At 41.2% G+C, this 22,950-nt stretch carries 16 protein-coding genes, 1 tRNA gene and 1 riboswitch; of the genes, 13 read left to right on the forward strand and 4 right to left on the reverse strand.

Annotated features, from left to right (window positions below; translation table 11 throughout):
• Nucleotides 1-129 precede the first annotated feature (129 nt).
• From dnaG to OC457_RS12260, 5 genes are all read left to right on the forward strand, one after another.
• Nucleotides 130-1,887 (forward strand): DNA primase, encoded by a 1,758-nt coding sequence (gene dnaG, locus OC457_RS12240; protein WP_080174925.1) that lies wholly within the window; start codon nucleotides 130-132, stop codon nucleotides 1,885-1,887.
• Nucleotides 1,888-1,979: 92 nt separating this feature from the next.
• Nucleotides 1,980-3,836: an RNA polymerase sigma factor RpoD gene (gene rpoD, locus OC457_RS12245; protein ID WP_080174926.1), complete on the forward strand. Its 1,857-nt coding sequence runs from the start codon at nucleotides 1,980-1,982 to the stop codon at nucleotides 3,834-3,836.
• A gap of 165 nt (nucleotides 3,837-4,001) precedes the next feature.
• A tRNA-Ile gene (locus OC457_RS12250) sits at nucleotides 4,002-4,077 on the forward strand.
• Nucleotides 4,078-4,584: 507 nt separating this feature from the next.
• Nucleotides 4,585-5,997 carry a pyruvate kinase PykF gene (gene pykF, locus OC457_RS12255; RefSeq protein ID WP_080174927.1) on the forward strand — a complete coding sequence of 471 codons (1,413 nt, stop codon included), beginning with the start codon at nucleotides 4,585-4,587 and terminating at the stop codon, nucleotides 5,995-5,997.
• 374 nt (nucleotides 5,998-6,371) lie between these two features.
• Nucleotides 6,372-6,995, forward strand: a complete 624-nt coding sequence (locus OC457_RS12260; protein ID WP_080174966.1) for an FCD domain-containing protein — start codon at nucleotides 6,372-6,374, stop codon at nucleotides 6,993-6,995.
• A gap of 73 nt (nucleotides 6,996-7,068) precedes the next feature.
• On the opposite strand, the gene ilvN is transcribed toward OC457_RS12260, so the two are convergent.
• The 3 genes from ilvN to OC457_RS12275 all read right to left on the reverse strand — a co-directional run bounded on the left by ilvN (nucleotide 7,069) and on the right by OC457_RS12275 (nucleotide 11,439).
• Complete coding sequence (gene ilvN, locus OC457_RS12265; protein WP_080174928.1) at nucleotides 7,069-7,566, reverse strand: acetolactate synthase small subunit; 498 nt, start codon at nucleotides 7,564-7,566, stop codon at nucleotides 7,069-7,071.
• Complete coding sequence (locus OC457_RS12270) at nucleotides 7,566-9,284, reverse strand: acetolactate synthase 3 large subunit (protein ID WP_080174929.1); 1,719 nt, start codon at nucleotides 9,282-9,284, stop codon at nucleotides 7,566-7,568. Before OC457_RS12270 ends, ilvN begins: the two co-directional genes overlap by 1 nt.
• A 331-nt stretch (nucleotides 9,285-9,615) precedes the next feature.
• Nucleotides 9,616-11,439 (reverse strand): AMP-dependent synthetase/ligase, encoded by a 1,824-nt coding sequence (locus OC457_RS12275; protein ID WP_080174930.1) that lies wholly within the window; start codon nucleotides 11,437-11,439, stop codon nucleotides 9,616-9,618.
• Nucleotides 11,440-12,070: 631 nt separating this feature from the next.
• Between OC457_RS12275 and leuA the strand changes: the two genes are divergently transcribed.
• The 8 genes from leuA to thiQ all read left to right on the forward strand — a co-directional run bounded on the left by leuA (nucleotide 12,071) and on the right by thiQ (nucleotide 21,326).
• The gene (gene leuA, locus OC457_RS12280; protein WP_080174931.1) at nucleotides 12,071-13,612 is read left to right on the forward strand and encodes a 2-isopropylmalate synthase; all 1,542 of its coding nucleotides are present in this window, start codon (nucleotides 12,071-12,073) and stop codon (nucleotides 13,610-13,612) included.
• 56 nt (nucleotides 13,613-13,668) lie between these two features.
• The gene (gene leuB, locus OC457_RS12285; RefSeq protein ID WP_080174932.1) at nucleotides 13,669-14,757 is read left to right on the forward strand and encodes a 3-isopropylmalate dehydrogenase; all 1,089 of its coding nucleotides are present in this window, start codon (nucleotides 13,669-13,671) and stop codon (nucleotides 14,755-14,757) included.
• A gap of 11 nt (nucleotides 14,758-14,768) precedes the next feature.
• Nucleotides 14,769-16,211, forward strand: coding sequence for a 3-isopropylmalate dehydratase large subunit (gene leuC / locus OC457_RS12290; RefSeq protein WP_080174933.1), 1,443 nt, complete (start codon nucleotides 14,769-14,771; stop codon nucleotides 16,209-16,211).
• Nucleotides 16,212-16,226: 15 nt separating this feature from the next.
• Nucleotides 16,227-16,829, forward strand: coding sequence for a 3-isopropylmalate dehydratase small subunit (gene leuD / locus OC457_RS12295; RefSeq protein WP_080174934.1), 603 nt, complete (start codon nucleotides 16,227-16,229; stop codon nucleotides 16,827-16,829).
• 121 nt (nucleotides 16,830-16,950) lie between these two features.
• Nucleotides 16,951-17,733, forward strand: coding sequence for a DUF547 domain-containing protein (locus OC457_RS12300; protein ID WP_080174935.1), 783 nt, complete (start codon nucleotides 16,951-16,953; stop codon nucleotides 17,731-17,733).
• Nucleotides 17,734-17,761: 28 nt separating this feature from the next.
• A riboswitch (TPP riboswitch) is annotated at nucleotides 17,762-17,878 on the forward strand.
• 111 nt (nucleotides 17,879-17,989) lie between these two features.
• Nucleotides 17,990-18,982: a thiamine ABC transporter substrate binding subunit gene (thiB, locus tag OC457_RS12305; RefSeq protein ID WP_370737966.1), complete on the forward strand. Its 993-nt coding sequence runs from the start codon at nucleotides 17,990-17,992 to the stop codon at nucleotides 18,980-18,982.
• Nucleotides 18,983-18,994: 12 nt separating this feature from the next.
• Entirely contained in the window at nucleotides 18,995-20,602 is a 1,608-nt protein-coding gene (thiP, locus tag OC457_RS12310; protein WP_080174937.1) for a thiamine/thiamine pyrophosphate ABC transporter permease ThiP, read from the forward strand.
• Nucleotides 20,595-21,326 carry a thiamine ABC transporter ATP-binding protein gene (gene thiQ, locus OC457_RS12315; RefSeq protein WP_080174938.1) on the forward strand — a complete coding sequence of 244 codons (732 nt, stop codon included), beginning with the start codon at nucleotides 20,595-20,597 and terminating at the stop codon, nucleotides 21,324-21,326. The genes thiP and thiQ overlap by 8 nt, the downstream gene beginning before the upstream one ends.
• 99 nt (nucleotides 21,327-21,425) lie before the next feature.
• Here the strand turns inward: thiQ and OC457_RS12320 are convergent, their stop codons facing one another.
• Nucleotides 21,426-22,802 carry a PhoH family protein gene (locus OC457_RS12320; RefSeq protein ID WP_080174939.1) on the reverse strand — a complete coding sequence of 459 codons (1,377 nt, stop codon included), beginning with the start codon at nucleotides 22,800-22,802 and terminating at the stop codon, nucleotides 21,426-21,428.
• Between the last annotated feature and the right edge of the window lie 148 nt (nucleotides 22,803-22,950).

Raw genomic sequence — 22,950 nt, forward strand, 5'->3', positions numbered from 1 at the left:
ACTCCTCTTATTCTGCAACAAGCCGTGCTATTCTTTTGGAATGCGCGGCTTGTTTGTATCTGGCAATCCCCACTTTTAACGGTCTAACCGTTACACTCTTTTGACTCACTCAAGGTTGTTTGCTTTGTTATGGCAGGAAAAATACCGCGTTCGTTTATTGATGATTTAATCTCTCGACATGATATTGTTGATGTTATTGACGCGCGAGTAAAACTCAAAAAGCAAGGTAAGAACTTTGGAGCCTGCTGTCCCTTCCATAATGAAAAAACGCCATCTTTTTCGGTAAGCCAAGAAAAACAGTTCTATCATTGTTTTGGGTGCGGTGTTCATGGCAACGTACTTGATTTCGTGATGGAGTATGATCGGTTAGAGTTTGTTGATGCCATTGAAGAGCTTGCTTCACAGTTAGGTTTAGAAGTGCCACGTGAAGATGATGGTACCAATACTCCTCGAGGCCCTAAAGCGGCAGACAAACGTAATTACTATGAACTCATGGGCCAAGTGTCACAGTTTTATCAATCACAATTACGCGCACAAGATGCTCAAATTGCCGTTGATTATCTCAAAGGACGTGGCTTATCGGGCGATATTGTAAAAAAATTCAATATCGGTTTTATTCCCGATCAATGGGACATGGTGCGCACTCGCTTTGGGCGTGATAATGAATCGCAAAAAGCACTTGTTAACACCGGAATGCTGATCGAAAATGATCAAGGTCGTCGTTATGACCGCTTTCGTGGACGAGTGATGTTTCCGATCCATGATCGCCGAGGACGTGTGATTGGTTTTGGTGGGCGCGTTTTAGGTGATGGTACACCTAAATACCTTAACTCACCGGAAACCGATATTTTCCATAAAGGTCGAGAACTTTATGGATTATATGAAGTATTACAAACCCACCGTGAACCTGAAAAAATCATGGTGGTTGAAGGTTATATGGATGTGGTAGCTTTAGCCCAATTTGGGGTTGATTATGCGGTCGCGTCTTTAGGAACCGCAACCACAGGCGATCATATTCAAAGCCTGTTCCGTCAAACTAGCACCGTTGTGTGTTGTTACGATGGCGATCGTGCGGGACGAGAAGCGGCATGGCGTGCGATGGAACAAGCATTGCCCTTTTTAACCGATGGCCGCCAATTGAAATTTATGTTTTTACCTGATGGCGAAGATCCAGATTCGTGTATTCGCGCCGAAGGAAAAGCACAATTTGAACAACGCATTGATGCCGCTACATCGCTATCAGCGTTTTTGTTTAATAGCTTAATGTTACAAATTGATACCAGTAGCCGTGAAGGTAAAGCGAAGTTAACTACGCTCGCCGTTCCCTTAATTGATAAAGTACCAGGTGGTACTCTACGGCTATACTTACGAGAGTTACTGGGAAAAAAACTCGGCTTACCCGATGAAGCACAATTACAGCAACTATTGTCAAAGCATGGTCAAATCACTAAACCAGTAGGTCAGGTGCAAATTAAACGCACCCCTATGCGAGAAGTTATCGCATTACTGATTCAGCACCCACACTTTGTACAACAGCTTAAATTCGATATGGACGCATTTGCTGGTATTGAGCTTGCAGGATTAAATTTATTGCTATCGATAGTTGATAAATGCCGAAACAATCCCAATATTAGCACAGGACAGCTTTTAGAATATTGGCGGGGCACTAAGAATGAAGCCATGATGGCACGACTTGCCGCGTGGGAGCTACCGTTGTCAAATGATGAAGACAACAGCCTCGATGTATTTTTAGACGCAATGGATAAAATTATTATTCAGTGTGTTAATCAACAAATTGAACAGTTGCAGACTAAATCAAGAACCGTCGGCTTATCAGTCGAAGAAAAGCAGGAATTACAGTTATTAACGCTGAATCGTCCTGCCTAATAAGTAGTCAACAATTAAGAAATTTGTTATAATGACTGGTTTGCAACTCTGCATACTAAATTATCACTCAGACCCGAAGTTGGATACCGTCTATGGAGCAAAATCCGCAGTCACAGCTAAAGTTACTTGTTGCTAAAGGCAAGGAACAAGGCTATCTGACCTACGCCGAAGTAAATGACCACCTACCAGAAGACATTGTTGATTCTGATCAGGTTGAAGACATTATTCAAATGATTAATGACATGGGTATCAAGGTAGTTGAAACTGCCCCTGATGCTGATGAACTCATGATGACTGAAGATAATGCCGACGAAGACGCCATTGAAGCAGCGGCGCAAGCATTATCAAGCGTAGAAAGCGAGATCGGTCGCACAACAGACCCTGTGCGTATGTACATGCGTGAAATGGGTACCGTTGAACTACTTACTCGCGAAGGCGAAATTGATATCGCAAAACGCATTGAAGATGGTATTAACCAAGTTCAATGCTCTGTTGCTGAATACCCATCAGCAATCGCTCATTTACTTGAGCAGTTTGACAAAGTTGAAGCAGATGAACTTCGTCTAACTGATATCATTTCAGGCTTCGTTGATCCAAACGAAGAAGCTACTGCAGCACCAACAGCAACACACATTGGCTCAGAGCTCAGCGAAACCGATCTTGAAGATGAAGATAAAGATCTTGAAGACGGTGACGACGACGATGATGATGATGCGGAAGAAGAAGAAGATGATGGCAGCATCGACCCAGAATTGGCGCGTGAAAAGTTCTTAGAACTTCGTCAATCCTATGAAAAAATGGCATTAGCCATTAACACCAATGGTCGTCAACATGCAACAACAGAAGTTGCTGTTGAAGAATTGTCAGAAATTTTCAAGCAATTCCGTCTGATTCCAAAGCAATTTGATCGTCTAGTTAGCTCACTACGTGACTCAATGGATAAAGTACGCACTAACGAGCGTCTTATCATGCGTATGTGTGTTGATAACAGCAAAATGCCAAAGAAAACATTCATTAGCTTATTTGCAGGTAATGAATCAAACAGCGATTGGATTGATACCGCACTAAACTCAGGCAAGCCTTATGCTGATCGTTTAAAGGTCTATGAAGAAGATCTGCGTCGTTCAACATTAAAGCTACGTATCCTTGAACAGGAAACAGGTCTGTCGATTGAGCGAATCAAAGACATCAGCCGTCGTATGTCAATCGGTGAAGCAAAAGCTCGCCGTGCGAAAAAAGAGATGGTTGAAGCAAACTTACGTCTTGTAATCTCTATTGCGAAAAAATACACCAACCGAGGTTTACAGTTCTTGGATCTCATTCAAGAAGGTAACATCGGTCTAATGAAAGCGGTTGATAAATTTGAATACCGTCGTGGTTACAAATTCTCAACTTACGCAACATGGTGGATCCGTCAGGCAATCACACGTTCAATCGCTGACCAAGCGCGTACTATTCGTATTCCAGTACACATGATTGAAACCATCAACAAATTGAATCGTATCTCACGTCAGATGCTTCAAGAGATGGGTCGTGAGCCGTTACCTGAAGAATTGGCTGAACGCATGCAAATGCCGGAAGACAAGATTCGCAAAGTACTGAAGATTGCAAAAGAGCCAATCTCAATGGAAACTCCTATCGGTGATGATGAAGATTCACACCTAGGTGATTTCATTGAAGATACAACACTTCAACTTCCAATGGATGCTGCAACCGCAACTAACTTGCGTGCAGCAACTAACGATGTACTAGCGGGCTTAACGCCACGTGAAGCTAAAGTACTTCGTATGCGTTTTGGTATCGATATGAATACCGACCACACGCTAGAAGAAGTGGGCAAGCAGTTTGATGTTACTCGTGAGCGTATCCGTCAGATCGAAGCAAAAGCGTTACGTAAATTACGTCACCCAAGCCGTTCTGATGTACTGCGTAGTTTCCTTGATGAATAAGTAAACTCAAACCGTATAAAAAAAGCGAGCCTTGAGCTCGCTTTTTTATTATCGGTAGTTCTATCTTTAACATTTAATAATTACCTAACCGTTGAAAAAACAAACAATTTTTTAATGTTAATCGCTAGACAAGCACCACACTATCCCCTATAATTCGTCGCATATGGCCCCTTAGCTCAGTGGTTAGAGCAGGCGACTCATAATCGCTTGGTCCCCAGTTCAAGTCTGGGAGGGGCCACCAAATTTTAAAAAGCTGAAGTATTTTTACTTCAGCTTTTTTTCGTTTCAGCACGGTAAATGTAAAATACCGCTCCACTCTCGATATTATTATCACAATAAAAAACATCATTAACACGCCAACACTTGATAAATAGCAAAGCTTTATTTTTATTTTTCCACATAATCATCATTTTCATGTTATGCATAAAATCAATAATGAACAGCTATATCTCAGGGTGCTAAATGATGGAATATCTGCTATAATCCTGCGCTTGAATATTAAGGCTACAATCAATGCTACAGAGGCATTTATCTACTTGTTAATAATAACAACAATATATTCATTACCACTTGAGATCACCAGAATATGAACTTTACAAAAGCGCACTAACGCTTTTTTAAAGTAATCTTTAAAGCGTTTTTTATTTATTCATTATTCACTATTTGATAACAACAGCACGTTGATTACCTGATAATGATTAATGTTAATTTTCCCTTGGGTAAAAAGTTCGTCCGGAGAGTATCCTCAATGAAAAAGACCAAGATCGTATGTACGATTGGACCAAAAACTGAATCTGTAGAAATGCTTACTAAACTAGCTAACGCTGGTATGAACGTAATGCGTCTTAACTTCTCACACGGTGACTTCGAAGAGCACGGTCAGCGTATCACTAACCTACGTGAAGTTATGGCTAACACAGGCAAAGAACTAGCAATCTTGCTAGATACTAAAGGTCCTGAAATTCGTACTATCAAACTAGAAGGTGGCAATGACTTCACTCTAGTAGCTGGTCAAGATTTCACTTTCACAACAGATACATCTGTAGTCGGTAATCAAGACCGCGTGGCAGTGACTTACCCTGGTTTTGCTAAAGATCTAGCAAAAGGCAACATTATCCTAGTAGACGACGGTCTAATTGAAATGGAAGTGTTGGAAACAACAGAAACTGAAGTTAAGTGTAAAGTACTTAACAGCGGTGACCTAGGCGAAAACAAAGGTGTTAACCTTCCTGGCGTTTCTGTAAAACTTCCAGCTCTTGCTGAAAAAGATAAAGCTGACCTTAAATTTGGTTGTGAGCAAGGCGTTGATTTCGTTGCTGCATCTTTCATCCGTAAGGCTGAAGACGTACTAGAAATCCGTGCTCTACTTGCAGCAAACGGCGGCGCTGATATTCAAATCATCTCTAAGATCGAAAACCAAGAAGGTGTTGATAACTTTGACGCTATTCTTGAAGCATCTGACGGTATCATGGTTGCTCGTGGTGACCTTGGTGTTGAGATTCCAGTTGAAGAAGTTATCTTTGCTCAGAAGATGATGATCGAGAAGTGTAACCGCGCTCGTAAAGTCGTTATCACTGCAACACAAATGCTTGATTCAATGATCAAGAATCCACGTCCAACACGCGCAGAAGCGGGTGACGTTGCTAACGCAATCATGGATGGTACTGACGCAGTAATGCTTTCTGGTGAGTCAGCTAAGGGTAAATACCCAATCGAAGCTGTAACTATCATGGCGCAAATCTGTGCACGTACAGATAAAGTACTTAAAGCAGAGCTAGGCTCACGTCTAGATAGCCCACGTTTACGTATCACTGAAGCGGTATGTAAAGGTGCAGTTGACACAGCAGAGAAACTAAACGCTCCGCTAATCATCGTTGCTACTGAAGCGGGTAAATCTGCTCGTTCAATCCGTAAGTACTTCCCAACAGCACGTATCCTTGCTGTAACAACAAATACTAAGACAGCAGCTCAACTATGTCTTTCTAAAGGTGTTACACCTGTTGTTGTTGATGCAATTGAAAGCACTGATGCATTCTACCTACGTGGTAAAGAGTTAGCTCTTGAAACTGGTCTAGGTGCTAAAGGCGATATCGTAGTAATGGTTTCTGGCGCACTAGTTGCTTCAGGTACAACAAATACTGCATCTGTTCACGTACTATAATTGTTCGTAAACAGTGATTAAAAAAAAGGGAGCTTCGGCTCTCTTTTTTATTTGTCTATTTGAACCACACACCTATACGCCGCCAATCCTTAATTACGCGCCATATTTATAAATATAAACCTAATAAATGTGAATAATATCACTATTTTATAAACTTCCAACCTACAGCTGTTACATTCCCTTGAACAATCTATTTTAATCATTGTTTATCCTTCTCTTTAATGTTTAAGCAATAAACAAAGCCAGTTATACTTCCTATCAATAAATACTAATAAACCAATAACCTCATCATAAAGGTTAGGTCTGTATAACATCGAATAAATAGAACAATAAAGAGGGAAACTGTGTCTAGTCCTACACAAACCAATAAAATCATGGAGGTCATACGACAAGATATTTTGCTTGGCAAATTGACGCCAGGACAAAAACTTGTTGTGGCCGATTTGAAAGAGCATTATCAAGTTGGTGCATCCCCTATTCGCGAAGCTTTAGTCCAATTATCATGGAAAAAATATGTTAAATTTGCACCACAAAAAGGTTGCTGGGTTGCGCCAGTTTCAGTGGAAGAACTAACCGATCTTTTTAATGCTCACCACTTAATTTCACACGAATTATTAAAAAAAGCCATTTTACAAGGCGATGAAGCTTGGGAACTAAATATTCTTACTAGCTATCATAAATTAAGCCGCCTTAATCCGGCGTCTGATAATGCTGATCTCTCTGAGTGGGAGCTACGCCACGGTGATTTTCATATCGCAATATTATCAGGCAGTAGTTCGCCAGTATTATTGGATCTTTACCTCGATATCTACGAACAACTTAAACGCTATCGTCATATTTGGCTAAGTCAATCTCGTAATAGTGAAGAACGTTATCATGATGGTGGTGAACATGAGGCGTTAATGAAAGCGGTCTTGGATCGTGATGTTGAACTTGCACAAACAATAATGAATGAGCACTCAAAAAATGCAGTCAGTTCTGTGAGCCCGTATCTCTAGTTTTACCAAAATAATTCAATAACAAACCCATGCCATATTGTTATGCCATGGGTTTTTCTTTGTACGGTTTCAACTATATTTTTAGCGCCCGCTCACCACGAGCAAGACCAACCACCCCACTACGCGCAACTTCAATAATCTCCGTTGCTTCACCGACAGCAGCTAAAAATGCATCCAGTTTTTCACCAGTACCAACTAATTGGATAGTATAAATTTGGCTCGTTACATCCACAATTAAGCCTCGAAATATATCAGCCGTTCGTTTAACCTCTGCACGGGCAAAGCCACTGGCTTTTACCTTTACTAACATAAGATCTCTTTCTATATGATCTGATGCTGTCACGTTACTGACTTTTAAAATATCAATTAACTTATGCAGTTGCTTTTCAATTTGTTCATAGGCCGCTTCATCTTTAACATGAGTAGTAATATTTAGCCGTGATAAAGTTGGATCATCCGTTGGAGCGACGGTTAATGATTCAATGTTATAACCACGTTGAGAGAATAATCCAACCACCCGCGATAAAGCCCCTGGCTGGTTCTCTAGTAATACTGATATAATTCTACGCATTATGTACGCTCCGTTTTACTTAACCACATATCGCTCATCGCGCCACCGCGGATCAACATCGGGTAGACATGCTCAGTTTCATCAATACTAATATCAATAAAGACTAATTTATCCTTCAATGCTAATGCTTGCTCTAATTGCTGATCCAGCAATTTAGGATCTGAAATACGTACCCCAACATGACCATAAGCTTCAGCGATCGCAGCAAAATCAGGCACAGAGTCCATATACGATTGAGAATGGCGACCTTGATAAATCATATCTTGCCATTGTTTAACCATTCCGAGAAAACGATTATTAAGGTTAATAATTTTCACGGGAATATCGTATTGCAGCGCTGTTGAAAGCTCTTGAATATTCATTTGAATGCTACCATCACCAGTCACACACACCACCTCAGCATCAGGTAGTGCAAATTTGACCCCCATTGCAGCAGGTAAGCCAAATCCCATCGTCCCAAGTCCACCAGAGTTAATCCAACGACGAGGTTTATCAAACGGATAATATAAAGCCGCAAACATTTGATGCTGACCAACATCAGACGCTACATAAGCATCACCAGCAGTAAGACGGTATAACGATTCAATCACTTGTTGTGGCTTGATACGATCACTGCTGGTGTCATAACGTAAACATTGACGTTGACGCCACACTGATATTTGTTGCCACCACGGCTGTAAAATATCTTTATTATCAAAACCATCTTGCTCATTAATCAGTTTAAGCATACTGGTAAGTACGGTATCTGCCGAACCGACAATAGGAATATCAACTGCGACTGTTTTCGATATTGATGAAGGATCAATATCAATATGCATGATGGTTGCATTCGGACAATATTTTTCAAGGTTATTAGTCGTTCGATCATCAAATCGAACCCCAATTCCAAAAATAAGATCTGCATTATGCATCGCCATATTAGCTTCATAGGTGCCATGCATACCGAGCATGCCTAAACACTGTTGATGTGTTCCTGGAAATGCGCCTAATCCCATTAGAGTATTAACAACGGGAATATGTAAGCTTTCAGCTAATGCCACCAGTTGATCGCTACAACGGGACATAATCGCACCACCACCTACGTATAATACCGGTTGTTTTGCCGCTAATAAGGCTTTGATGCCGCGTTTTATCTGCCCTTTATGACCTTGAGTCGTGGGATTATATGAACGTAATGCAATTGAATCTGGATATTGATAAGGATAAGTTTCAGCAGGATTAAGCATATCTTTAGGTATATCAACCACAACAGGTCCAGGACGACCACTGGCAGCGATATAAAAGGCTTTTTTAACAATAGTAGGGATATCTTCAGGTTTAGTAACCAGAAAGCTATGCTTAACGACAGGACGCGAGATACCAACCATATCGCACTCTTGAAAAGCATCGTTACCTATTAGATTACTCATTACTTGGCCTGATAATACAACCAACGGGATCGAGTCCATATAAGCAGTAGCAATACCGGTGATCGCGTTCGTTGCACCAGGGCCTGAAGTAACGAGCACGACACCAACATCACCAGTTGCTCGCGCATAGCCATCAGCCATATGTACGGCGGCTTGCTCATGACGAACTAACACGTGTTCTATATCACTTTTTTCGTGTAGTGCATCATAAATATCAAGAACAGAACCTCCAGGATAACCGAAGATATGCTTAACGCCTTGATCGATCATTGAACGAACGATCATATCTGCGCCAGACAACATTTCCATATTTTGTCTCCAGATCGATGAAACATAGTTAGGGCTTATTTTTAGCCTAATAAAAAACATGACGACGCATGCTATGCTGATCACAATTTCAATAACAAATGTGAATAACTGCAACAACCTTAACGCTTTTGCAGCATTCATTGCTAGAGCAAAATAGGAGTTTACTGTTTTTATCTATCGTGATGAAAATTACAGATACTTTATATAACCATCTCTTAGCATTACATTAGCAACGACTATTACATCGAAATAAATTAGTACATATCACTGTGTTACAGACATAAAAAAAGAAGCCAATTGGCTTCTTTCTTAAATCTAAGCAAAAAATATCTTAGTCGTCTTTTTGTTGCGCTTTTTTGTGGCTTTCTTCGTACATATGTTCAATTTCTTTGTGATAACGATCTTGAATCACTTTACGACGCAATTTTTGAGTTGGTGTAAGCTCACCTTTATCCATTGAAAATGATTTAGGTAACAATGTGAATTTTTTCACTTGTTCAAAACGAGCCAAGTCTTTCTGTAACTCAATAACACGCTTTTCAATCAATTCAACAATTTGACTATGCTTAACCAATTCCATACGGTCTTGATATTTAATATTAAGCTCGCGCGCATGCTCTTCTAATGTTTCAAAACATGGCACAATCAATGCTGAAACAAATTTACGGGTATCAGCGATAACTGCAATTTGTTCAATCAGATGATCTTTACCGATCGCACCTTCAATAACCTGTGGTGCAATATATTTGCCCCCCGAGGTTTTCATCAGCTCTTTAATACGATCAGTAATAAACAAGTTACCTTGCTCATCAATATAACCCGCGTCACCCGTCTTTAGAAAACCATCTTCAGTAAAGTTATTGGCGGTTTCTTCTGGCATATTATAATAGCCACGCATCACCATTGGACCACGGACTAGGATTTCATTATCTTTACCAATTTTCACTTCAGCGCCAGGCATTGGCATCCCAATCGAATCAGGATTAAAACAGCGATCATCCCAACAAGACACTGTCGCAGTCGTTTCAGTCATACCGTAGCCTAACTTAACGTTAATACCTATCGCATGGAAAAAACGACCAATACCTGCATCTAATTTAGCCCCGCCACACGGCATACACTTAATGTTACCACCCAGTACTGCACGTAATTTAGATAGCACTATTTTATCAGCAAGGTTATAGCTCTTTTTTAACAACCATGATGGTTCACGACACTGCTGACGAGCAAGTGACATTCTCGCCCCCATATTAACGGCCCATGTAAAAATTATTTTACGATGGAATGGAGCACGCGAAACTTTCTCATGAACACCAGAAAAAATCTTTTCATAAACACGAGGAACAGCCGACATGTAATTGGGTTTTACGGTCACTAAGGCTTCTTTTAACTTATTAGTATCCGCTAAATAGCAATTAATAACACCGCGATGTAATACATAGAATGTCCACGCTCGTTCAAATACATGTGATAACGGTAGAAAACACAGTGAGGTATCACCTTCATCTAATGCTAGACGTTCATCATGGGCAATAATTTGTGAGGCAACATTTGCATAATCAAGCATTACCCCTTTTGGTGTACCTGTCGTGCCTGAGGTATAAATCAGTGTTAATAAATCATCCATCGCTAAGTCATTTAAACGAGAATCAAGCTCTGATTGATACTCTGAACTCGCCATTTTTAAAAAATCAGCGTAATGACAAACTAAAGGATGTTGAGGCAATTCAACATCATCAGTTAACGCAACAATACGCTCTAAATTAGGACATTGATCAGCAATAGAAACAGCAATGTTTAATTGTGCTTGTTCACCCACAAACAGCACTTTCACATTGGCATCATTAATGATGTATGCCGTCTGCTGAGGCGTATTGGTTGGATAAATAGGCACCGTAACACAGCGATTATATAGCGAAGCAAAGTCAGCAACAGTCCAGCGAGGCATGTTGTTCGCAAAAATGCCCACTTTATCTTGTACTGCTAAACCTTGATTTAGTAACGCTAACGCCAACTGTTGAATTTTTTCACCAAAATTATTCCAGCTAATATCTTGCCATTCACCATCAACTTGATGACGTAAAGCTGGACTGTCGCCTAAGCGTGCAATTTGCTGACGAATGCGGTGAACAATATGGAAATCATGTTGTGCCATAAGTACTCTATTTTTTTAGCTTACACTTGTAAGCTGATTTGAGATATGCAGTCTACAATTCAGCCCTTAAAAAGCCAACCATAATGCGTATTAAATTATAATTTCTGACGATCTAGATCACTCTATACCTGCTTACTTATTGTCTTCAATGACTTTTTGAATAAACACTAAAAGTGTAAGGATCTATAAATAACATGGTCTCATAACAGAAAAAGAACATAAATAATCAGTGTAATAATCTTCACCTTAAAGATCGCCACTAACGACCTTGATCACTCACACTCACTTTAAAATAATGCGCTATATAGTATTAAATTCATCTTTAAAAATAGTATCACTCAGCCTTAAAGTATAAAAAAAATACAATTTTTGGTTGACCTATAGCCTCTCTATTTGATATTCATTTGTTAACTAAGTTAATTAAAGTCTTTAATAAAATGAAAACACGTTTCTCTATCCTCTTAGCATTCCTCCTTATCGTGACATAATCACGCGGGTTGCTATCGAATGGGAAACACCACCAAAGATTTCAAAACCCGCGCAAACAAGCGCGGGTTTTTTCATATTTTGACCAGCGCAAGTGAATGCGGAACTCAGCCTTATACCGGCTTACATTTAAAAGGATGTCACAATGAAAGATCAGGTCATTATTTTTGATACAACATTGCGTGATGGCGAACAGGCTTTATCCGCCAGTCTAACGGTCAAAGAAAAATTGCAAATTGCTTATGCGCTTGAACGCCTAGGTATCGATGTTATCGAAGCAGGCTTCCCCGTGTCATCCCCAGGTGACTTTGAATCAGTACAAACCATCGCTAAGCATATTAAAAATAGCCGTATTTGTGCCTTATCGCGAGCAGTCGAAAAAGACATTGATGTAGCGGCTGAATCATTAAAAGCCGCAGAAGCATTTCGTATCCATACCTTTATTTCAACCTCAACGGTTCACGTACAAGATAAATTACGTCGCAGCTATGATGATGTGATTGAAATGGGCATAGCTGCAGTAAAACGGGCACGTAAATATACCGATGATGTCGAGTTCTCCTGCGAAGATGCTGGACGTACACCAATTGATAACCTGTGTCGCATGGTAGAGGCTGCTATTAATGCCGGAGCCAATACCATAAATATTCCCGACACTGTTGGCTACACTCTGCCAAGTGAGTTTGGTGGCATTATTAGCCAACTGTTTGAACGGGTACCTAATATTGATAAAGCCGTCATCTCTGTTCACTGCCATGATGATCTGGGCATGTCTGTCGCAAACTCGATGGCCGCCATTCAAGCCGGTGCTCGTCAAGTAGAAGGCACAATAAATGGTCTCGGTGAACGTGCAGGTAACTGTGCTCTTGAAGAAATAGCGATGATCATAAAAACTCGTCAATCACTATTAGGAGTACATACCAATCTTAAGCATGACGAAATCCACCGCACCAGTAAAATGGTTAGCCAGTTATGTAATATGCCAATTCAAGCCAACAAAGCCATCGTAGGCAGCAACGCTTTTAGCCACTCTTCAGGCATTCACCAAGACGGAATGCTAAAAAACAAAAACACCTACGAAATCATGACCCCAAATTCAATTGGCCTTAAAAATCAAGCCTTGAACCTTACAAGTCGCTCTGGTCGTGCTGCCGTTAAGAGTCATATGGACACCCTTGGCTACACCGAGAATGAATACGATCTTGATAAACTGTATGTGGATTTTCTTAGCCTTGCTGATCGTAAAGGCCAAGTGTTTGATTACGATCTTGAAGCCTTAATGCATTTTTCTAATCTGCGTGATGAAGATGACTATTTCAAAATAAACTATTTAAGTGTCCAGTCAGGCAGCGTGATGGCAACCACCAGCATTAAACTTCAATGTGGCGATCAAGAAAAATGTGAGGCCGCCGTCGGCAATGGTCCTGTCGATGCCTTGTATCAATGCATCTACCGCCTAACTGGGTATGAAATTGTACTTGATAAGTTTGATCTTACCGCTAAAGGCGAAGGTGAAGATGGTTTAGGACAGGCCGATATCATTGCCAATTACAAAGGCCGTAAGTACCACGGCACAGGTTTAGCGACGGATATTGTTGAAGCGTCAGGTCAAGCTCTGATCCACGTTATCAATAGTATTTATCGCGCCGATCAAATCGCGACAATCAAACAACAACATAGCCACTAACGTTATTTATTAACAAATTTTATTTTATTTTTAGTACATTATGGAGAGCACCCACCATGGCAGGTTCATATAATATAGCAGTACTACCCGGTGACGGTATTGGCCCCGAAGTGATGCAACAAGCACACAAAGTCTTAGCCGCAGTTCAACAAAAATTTGATATTACCCTTCATTGTCATCAGTTCGATGTTGGTGGTATTGCAATTGATAATCACGGCAGCCCTTTACCTTCTATCACGCTAAAAGGTTGTGAAGCCGCTGATGCGGTATTGTTTGGCTCTGTTGGCGGTCCTAAATGGGAACACCTCGCCCCCAATGACCAACCTGAGCGCGGCGCACTTTTACCACTACGCAAACACTTTGAATTATTCTGTAATCTACGCCCGGCACAAATTCACCGAGGCTTAGAACATTTTTCTCCACTGCGGGCAGATATCTCTGAGCGTGGATTTGATATTGCAGTAGTGCGTGAACTCACTGGCGGTATTTATTTTGGTGAGCCCAAAGGACGTAGTGGTGAAGGCGCACAAGAAAAAGCATTTGATACTGAAATTTATCACCGCTATGAAATTGAGCGGATTGCTAAAATTGCTTTTGAATCTGCTCGCTTACGCCGTAAAAAAGTCTGCTCCATCGATAAAGCCAATGTCCTGCAAAGCTCAATTTTATGGCGTCAAGTGGTCGAAGAGGTGGCTGTTAATTATCCTGATGTTAGCTTAAGCCACATGTACATTGATAACGCCACCATGCAACTTATCAAAGATCCATCACAATTTGATGTGATGCTATGTTCCAATATTTTCGGTGACATTATTTCCGACGAATGTGCCATGATCACCGGCTCAATGGGCATGTTGCCATCAGCCAGTTTAAACCAACAAAAATTTGGTCTTTATGAGCCAGCTGGCGGTTCAGCACCGGATATCGCAGGTAAAAATATTGCTAACCCAATTGCTCAAATTCTATCAGCAGCCTTAATGTTACGTTACAGCCTTGGTGAAGAAGATGCAGCACGTGCTATTGAAAAAGCAGTTGCTCAAGCACTCGAAGCGGGAGAACTTACTGCCGACCTAGCAGGAGCAGGCACTACGCTGACAACCAGTGAAATGGGTGACAAAATCGCCGCCTATATTCAACAATCATAAGGATCAGCATGATGTCGAATACAATAACGTCACCCTCAAACCAAGCCAAAACACTTTATCAAAAAGTCTATGATGCCCATGTGGTAGTTGCCGCAGCGGGTGAAAACCCGATCTTATATATTGACCGCCACTTAGTTCATGAAGTGACTTCACCACAAGCATTTGATGGACTACGTGAACAAGGTCGCCAAGTTCGCCAAGTGAATAAAACCTTTGCCACTATGGATCATAACGTTTCTACTCAAACCAAAGATATTAACGCCTGTGGTGAAATGGCACGCATTCAGATGGAAACACTGGCTAAAAACTGTGCTGACTTTGGGGTTACCCTCTACGATCTGAACCATAAATATCAGGGTATTGTCCATGTTATGGGACCTGAACTCGGTATTACCTTACCGGGTATGACCATTGTTTGTGGCGACTCACACACTGCAACCCATGGCGCTTTTGGTGCACTGGCTTTCGGTATTGGAACCTCGGAAGTAGAACATGTGTTAGCGACTCAAACCCTTAAACAGTCTCTTGCTAAGACCATGAAAATTGAGGTTAAGGGCAAAGTGGCGGCAGGTATTACCGCTAAAGATATTGTATTAGCAATTATTGGTAAAACCACAGCTGCCGGCGGAACGGGCTATGTCGTTGAATTCTGTGGTGAAGCGATCACAGACCTTAGCATGGAAGGTCGAATGACAGTGTGTAATATGGCAATTGAACTCGGTGCGAAAGCCGGTCTAATTGCACCGGATCAAACCACTTTTGATTATATTAAAAATCGAGAATTTGCACCGAAAGATGCTGACTTTGAGGCCGCAGTAAAATACTGGACATCCTTGAAATCTGATCCTGAGGCTGACTTTGATGCTGTAGTGACACTTGATGCTAAAGAGATAAAGCCGCAAGTCACATGGGGCACCAATCCTGGCCAAGTGATTGCTGTCGATGAACCTATTCCAGCACCTGAAAGTTTTACAGATCCAGTAGAACAAACATCAGCAAAAAAAGCATTAGCCTATATGGGATTAGAAGCTAAAAAATCACTGGCTGATTATTCGATTGATAAAGTATTTATCGGCTCGTGCACTAACTCACGTATTGAGGATATGCGCGCAGCAGCTGCGATTGCGAAAGGTCGACAAGTGGCTGCTAACGTTCAAGCTTTAGTCGTTCCCGGCTCAGAGCAAGTGAAAGCACAAGCAGAAAAAGAAGGGCTTGATAAGATCTTTATTGAAGCAGGCTTTGAATGGCGACTACCCGGCTGTTCAATGTGTCTGGCAATGAATAACGACCGCTTAGGTCCCGGTGAACGCTGCGCTTCTACCAGCAACCGTAACTTTGAAGGTCGTCAAGGGCGTGATGGTCGTACCCATTTAGTGAGCCCCGCGATGGCGGCAGCGGCAGCGTGTGCTGGTCACTTTATTGATATTCGCCAACTTGATCCCGTATCTGCGTAACAAAAGGATGTAAACATGACAGGTTTTACTCAACATACCGGATTGGTGGTGCCATTAAATACTGCCAATATTGATACCGATGCCATTATTCCAAAGCAGTTTTTACAAAAAGTGACGCGGACAGGTTTTGGGCAACATTTATTTCATGATTGGCGCTTTTTAGACGAAGACGGTCAACAGCTCAATCCCGACTTCATAATGAACGATCCCCGTTACCAAGGCGCGACCATTTTATTGGCTCGCGAAAATTTCGGCTGTGGATCATCGCGTGAACATGCACCATGGGCGTTAGCAGATTACGGTATTAAAGTAATGATAGCTCCTAGCTTTGCCGATATTTTTTATGGTAACGCTATCAATAACCAAATGATCCCTGTTCGTCTTAGCGATCAACAAGTTGATGAGTTATTTGAATTTGTAGAGACAATTGAAGGCGCTGAAATCTGTGTTGATCTTGCAGCAATGACAGTAACGGCTAACGGTAACCAATATCCATTTGAAATTGATGAATTTCGTCGTCACTGCCTGCTAAATGGATTAGATAACATTGGCTTAACACTACAATACCAAGCCAAAATTGCTGAATATGAAGCCAATATTCCGACTTACCTCGCTTAAATTAGCTAACCTCAATTCTAACGCCTGTTAATCTCAGGCGTTAGTATCGCCCTTCTCAGCTGTAATAAATCAGCTGTCATTACGGTCTCCTATTAATATCTCTTTTTATAACAGGTTCTGTATGCGTATTGCATTTAGCTTATTATTAATTTTCTTTTCTTGGTCTCTATTTGCCGCTCCCAAAGCGAATCTATTACCCTATTGGCAAGATCATGTTGTCAACAATCAACACGATATTGATCATCAGCAATGGCAACAATTATTAACTAAATATTTAGTGGTTAATCCGCAACAAACCCTATTTCGTTATAACGCTGTTACCCCTGCCGACAAACAGAAATTACAGTTTTATATCAATCACCTAGCTAAACTTGATCCACGCCAATATAATCGTGATGTTCAATTTTCTTATTGGGTTAACCTTTATAATGCGCTCACCGTTCAATTGATCATTAATAATTACCCACTCACTTCAATCACCAAACTGGGTGGTTTTTTCAGCTTTGGTCCTTGGGATCAACCTATCGTCACCATCAATAATAAAACTCTTAGCCTTAACGATATTGAACATCGCATATTGCGCCCTATTTGGCGTGATCCTCGTATCCATTATGCGGTTAATTGTGCCAGTTTAGGCTGCCCAGATTTACTGCCGCAAGTATTTGACAGCCAGCAACTTAATCACCAACTAGATGCGGCAGCTAGTCGTTTTATTAATAGTGATAAAGGGGTAAAAATCAGCTCAAAACAAACCACCCTATCATCTATTTATGACTGGTATGATAGCGACTTTGGCAACCAACAAGCATTACTGCAGCATATAAATCAGTATCTACTGCATAATAAAATCAATGCCAATAACATTCAGTTTGATTACAACTGGTTGTTAAATCAGAAGCTATAACTTAACGCTAGTTACAGGTACAATAGTCGCGTTCTCATTGGGGAGCCTTTTGGCTGAGATTGTTGTTATTATCGTGATTGATATAGCAGAACCCATTGAACCTGAACCAGGTAATGCTGGCGTAGGAATTGAGAAACGCACTGGTTTTTGCCATTGCAAATCTGCTATTACAGCTGATATTTATCCTCTCAACCCTGTGCCGCTCTCTCTTTTTATTTTGTTTGCAGGATGCTGACATCAGGAGCGCATAGTGAAAATCAGTTACACACTTTTACCGCTAATATCGATAGCGTTACTCTCAAATAACGTCTTGGCCGCCGATAACACCCTTAATGTTTATACCTACAGCTCGTTTTCATCCGAGTGGGGACCGGGGCCTATTATCAAAAAAGCCTTTGAAGCCCAATGCGATGGTTGCAAAGTTAACTTCGTCTCTTTAGAAGATGGTGTATCAATTCTTAATCGAGTGCGTTTAGAAGGCAGCCGTAGCCAAGCAGATATTCTATTGGGGCTTGATAACAACCTGATGACTGAAGCCAAACAAACGGGATTACTGGCTAAACAACATGTTGATCTAAGTAAATTAACCTTACCTAAAGGTTGGCATGACGATACCTTTATTCCCTATGATTACGGCTATTTTGCATTTGTTTATGACAGCACTAAATTACCCCACCCACCTACCAGTTTAAAAGCGCTGGTTAACGATCAAAATATCAGTGTCATCTACCAAGATCCTCGCACTTCAACCCCAGGACAAGGGCTGATGCTATGGATGAAATCGGTATATGGCGATAAGGCTGCCGCTGCATGGCAACAACTTGCTAAACATACGGTGACGGTTACTAAAGGCTGGTCTGAAGCTTACAGCATGTTCCTTGATGGTGAAGCCGACATGGTCTTGTCATACACCACCTCACCGGCCTATCACATTATAGAAGAGCACAAAAATCAGTATAAAGCGGCTAACTTCAAAGAAGGCCATTATATGCAAGTGGAAGTGGCCGCTAAAATGAAAAACAGCCCGCATCCTAAACTGGCTGATCAGTTTATGCAGTTTATTGTTAGTGACGCTTTTCAATCTCAAATCGCGACCCATAATTGGATGTACCCTGTCACTAAACAACCACTGCCAGCCGCTTTTAAGCAATTAGTTATTCCAGATAAAGCATTAGAATTTAGTGCTGATGAAGTAGCTCAAAAGCGTAAAGCATGGATTCGAGAATGGCAGCAAGCGCTGACCCAATAATGGCATACCGCGGTGAATAAACGTGTAACTCAACTTATGCCCGGACTATTGAGTGTCGGGCTTATTTTATTACTGGTGATCGCAGCAATCACCAGCCTAATACTTCATGCTGGTCAATGGCAACTGAGTAGTCTATGGCATGATCCTTACCTTCGTCATGTGACTCGATTTAGTTTTTACCAAGCCTTACTATCCACATTGCTGAGCATCGTACCTGCAATTGCGATAGCTTACGCGCTATCACGACGTGATTTTATTGGCAAACAGCTGTTATTACGTTTGTTTGCGATGACATTAGTGATGCCAGTGTTAGTGGCGGTATTTGGTCTATTAGCGATCTACGGCAAAAGCGGCATTATTAGTCATGGATTAAGCCTGTTAGGATTACCACGGCTAAACATTTATGGTTTAAGCGGCATTTTACTGGCGCATGTGTTTCTCAACTTACCATTAGCGGTGCGGTTTTTACTTCAAAGTCTAGAATCAATTCCCCATGAACAACATCAATTAGCTGCCCATTTAGGTATTCGTGGCTGGTATAAATTTAAGTTAGTGGCTTGGCCGCGGTTACGCCAACAACTGCCTCATGTCGCAGGGCTTATTTTCATGCTGTGCTTTACCAGTTTTGCGGTGATCATGTCGCTAGGGGGCGGACCTAAATCAACCACTATTGAACTGGCGATTTATCAAGCTATTCGCTATGACTTTGATCTCGCCACAGGGGCTATTTTGGCGTTATGGCAAATGATCCTTTGTGGTGGACTGGTATTACTGAGCCACCGTTTTGCGAAACCGTTAGCGACTTTTAGCGCCTCTATTAGTAATAATGTAGTCAACTATCAAGATAACTGGCGCGCAAAATGCTGGGATTGGAGCTGGATCATCGCAGCGATATTGCTAGTGATCCCGCCAATTATTGCAGTCTTTGTTGCTGGCTTAAACCGGCAACTGCCACAGTTATTACAGCAGTCGGCACTGTGGCATGCCGTCGCTAATTCGCTTCAGATTGCGGTTATGGCTTGTTGTTTAGCCTTTGTGTTTGGGGTGATGATATTACTGGCGAGTCGACAATTACGCTTAACTCAACAACGTTTTAGTGCCGATAGTATCGAAATGATCGGCACCATCATTTTAGTCACGCCAGGGCTGGTCTTAAGTACCGGAATATTCTTATTGCTGCGTCAATATACCGATGCCTATGGCGCTGCTTTTTGGGTTGTTGTGGGGGTTAATGCACTAATGGCATTGCCTTATGTCATCAAGACGTTAAGTCAGCCGATGCTACATATTGCTCAACAATACAATATATTATGTCGAAGTTTAGGTATGAGGGGTTGGTCACGTTTACGGCTTGTAGAATGGCGAGCACTGCGTAAACCTATTGCGCAATCATTGGCAATAAGCTTGGTACTCTCATTGGGTGATCTGGGCGCGATTGCTTTATTTGGCAGCCAAGATTTTCAAACTCTACCGCTGTATTTATTTCAATTAATGGGTAGCTATCGCATGGATGGTGCTGCTGTGGCTGCATTATTATTGTTATTACTCAGTTTAGGTTTATTCAGCGCCATTGAATATTGTTTCCAACCTCGCCGCACCAAAGGTAAACACCATGCTTAATGTCAACCAGCTCAGTTATACCTATCAGCCGCAACGCCAACATGAACGCCCAATGACGTTAAGCTTTAACTTTAGCCTTCAACAAGGAGATATTGCGGCATTAATTGGTCCAAGTGGTGCAGGAAAAAGTACTTTATTAGCGCTTATTGCGGGATTTTTACAGCCAAATAGTGGCGATATTACTATCCACCAGCAATCGATTATTACACTTGATCCTGCTCAACGACCATTATCGATGTTGTTTCAAGAACACAACTTATTTCCTCACCTCAGCGTGTATGAAAATATTGCGCTTGGCATTGATCCTCGTCTTAAATTGAGTCCTCAGCAACAACAACAAGTACATGATGCAGCTGAAAAAGTGGGGTTAACGGCATATTTATCACGTTTACCAGAACAACTGTCAGGTGGACAGCGACAACGAGTAGCATTAGCGCGCTGTTTGATTCGACAACGGCCTTTATTACTGCTTGATGAGCCATTTTCTGCATTAGATCCTGCATTACGAAATGACATGCTACAGCTGGTACAACAACTTGCGCAACAACAAGCCATCACGGTATTAATGATCACTCACAGTCCTGATGATGCGAAAAAAATTGCGAATAAATGCATTTTTATTGATAACGGCGATGTAAAAGCATTTGGTAGCACAGAAGCATTACTCAATCAGCCGCAGCATGCAGATCTACGTCATTATCTCGGCTTAACTGCTATACCATAATGCTAACAATAACATTAAAAAAAGGCGACTTATCTGCTTTATCTGCAAATAAGTCACCGTCTTAATCATTCATATTGTTAGCAGAATACGATCTCAATCTTAAAGATTTTCTTCTGCAAATTCAGCTAAGCGACTTCGTACCACACCATTAATATAAATATTGGCACTGCCCTCAAAGTGTTTAAAGCGTTCGACAATGTAGGTTAAACCAGATGTCACAGGGGATAAATAATTAGAATCAATCTGTGCCAAGTTACCCGAGCACACTAGTTTAGTTCCCTCACCACAACGGGTAATAATCGTTTTGATCTGTGATGCGGTTAAGTTTTGACACTCATCAAGTAACACAAAGGCATTTTGAATTGAGCGTCCGCGCATAAAGTTAATTGATTTAAATTGAATGTTGGCTTTATCAAAAATGTACTTCATTGAGCCATCAGTACAAACATCATGTTTATGTAGCGCTTCCATAGTATCGGTTACTGCTGCTAACCACGGCAACATTTTCTCTTCTTCCGTACCGGGTAGAAAACCAATAGACTCGGCGATTTCAGGCGTATTACGTGTAACAATAATCTTGTCATACATGCCTTTTTCAATTACCTGTTCTAACGCAGCAGCCATGGCTAAAATAGTCTTACCACAACCAGCAGGACCAGTAAGTATCACTAAATCAATACTAGGATCGAGCATTGCATCTAACGCCATGCCTTGATAAATATTTTTAGGATGTACTCCCCATGCTTGGCGATTCATCAACCGATCATAACTAATATCTTTGATCGTGACGTCTTTGTCTCCAATAGCTTTAATTCGTGCAGCAAAATCTTGACTATCATCTAATAAATATTGGTTTATATACGGTGCCTCAAATAATTCACGCGGTAATGTATGTAACGTTGAACTGCCTCGATTTTCTGAATAACACTCAGCGACATTGCCCCAAAAATTACCGTTATAACGGTGAAAACCTTTACTGAGTAAAGCAACATCATCAATCAATTGATCGGAGCGATAGTCATCAACATTTAATACACCTGCACCTTTAGCCCGCAAGCGCATATTGATATCTTTAGTGACTAAGACTACGCTTCTGGGAGCGTGTTTTTGTTGCAGGAAAAGAACACTATTAAGAATACGGTTATCACCGGCTTTATCACTAAAGGCATGAACCGTTTGTTTGATCTCATAATCAGCAAAAATAGCGATCGTGCCATTATGTGGAATCTGATCATTAAAAGGAATACCCGCAGAGATTTGCTCTGGAGTGGCATCGTGAAAGATATTTTCAAGCGCTCGAATAGCAACCCGTGCATCACGAGAAATATCGCGCTTACTGTCTTTAATACGATCTAATTCTTCCAGTACGGTCATTGGAATCACGACATCATGTTCCTGGAAAGAAAAGATAGCGAGAGGTTCATGAAGCAGAATATTTGTATCAAGTACAAACAGTTTCCGTTCGGCATTGTCCATAAGCACCTCCTTGGTAGGGCGAACAACAATAAACTTGGCTATCACTCTTTTAGCTTACGTCAAAATTAGCCATTTTGTTAATTTGTAATATCTACCACAATTAAAACCTATGTTAATGAAACTAAAATGACATTAAGATTCACGCCTC

It is taken from the genome of Photobacterium toruni (genome assembly GCF_024529955.1).
Classification (GTDB): domain Bacteria; phylum Pseudomonadota; class Gammaproteobacteria; order Enterobacterales; family Vibrionaceae; genus Photobacterium; species Photobacterium toruni.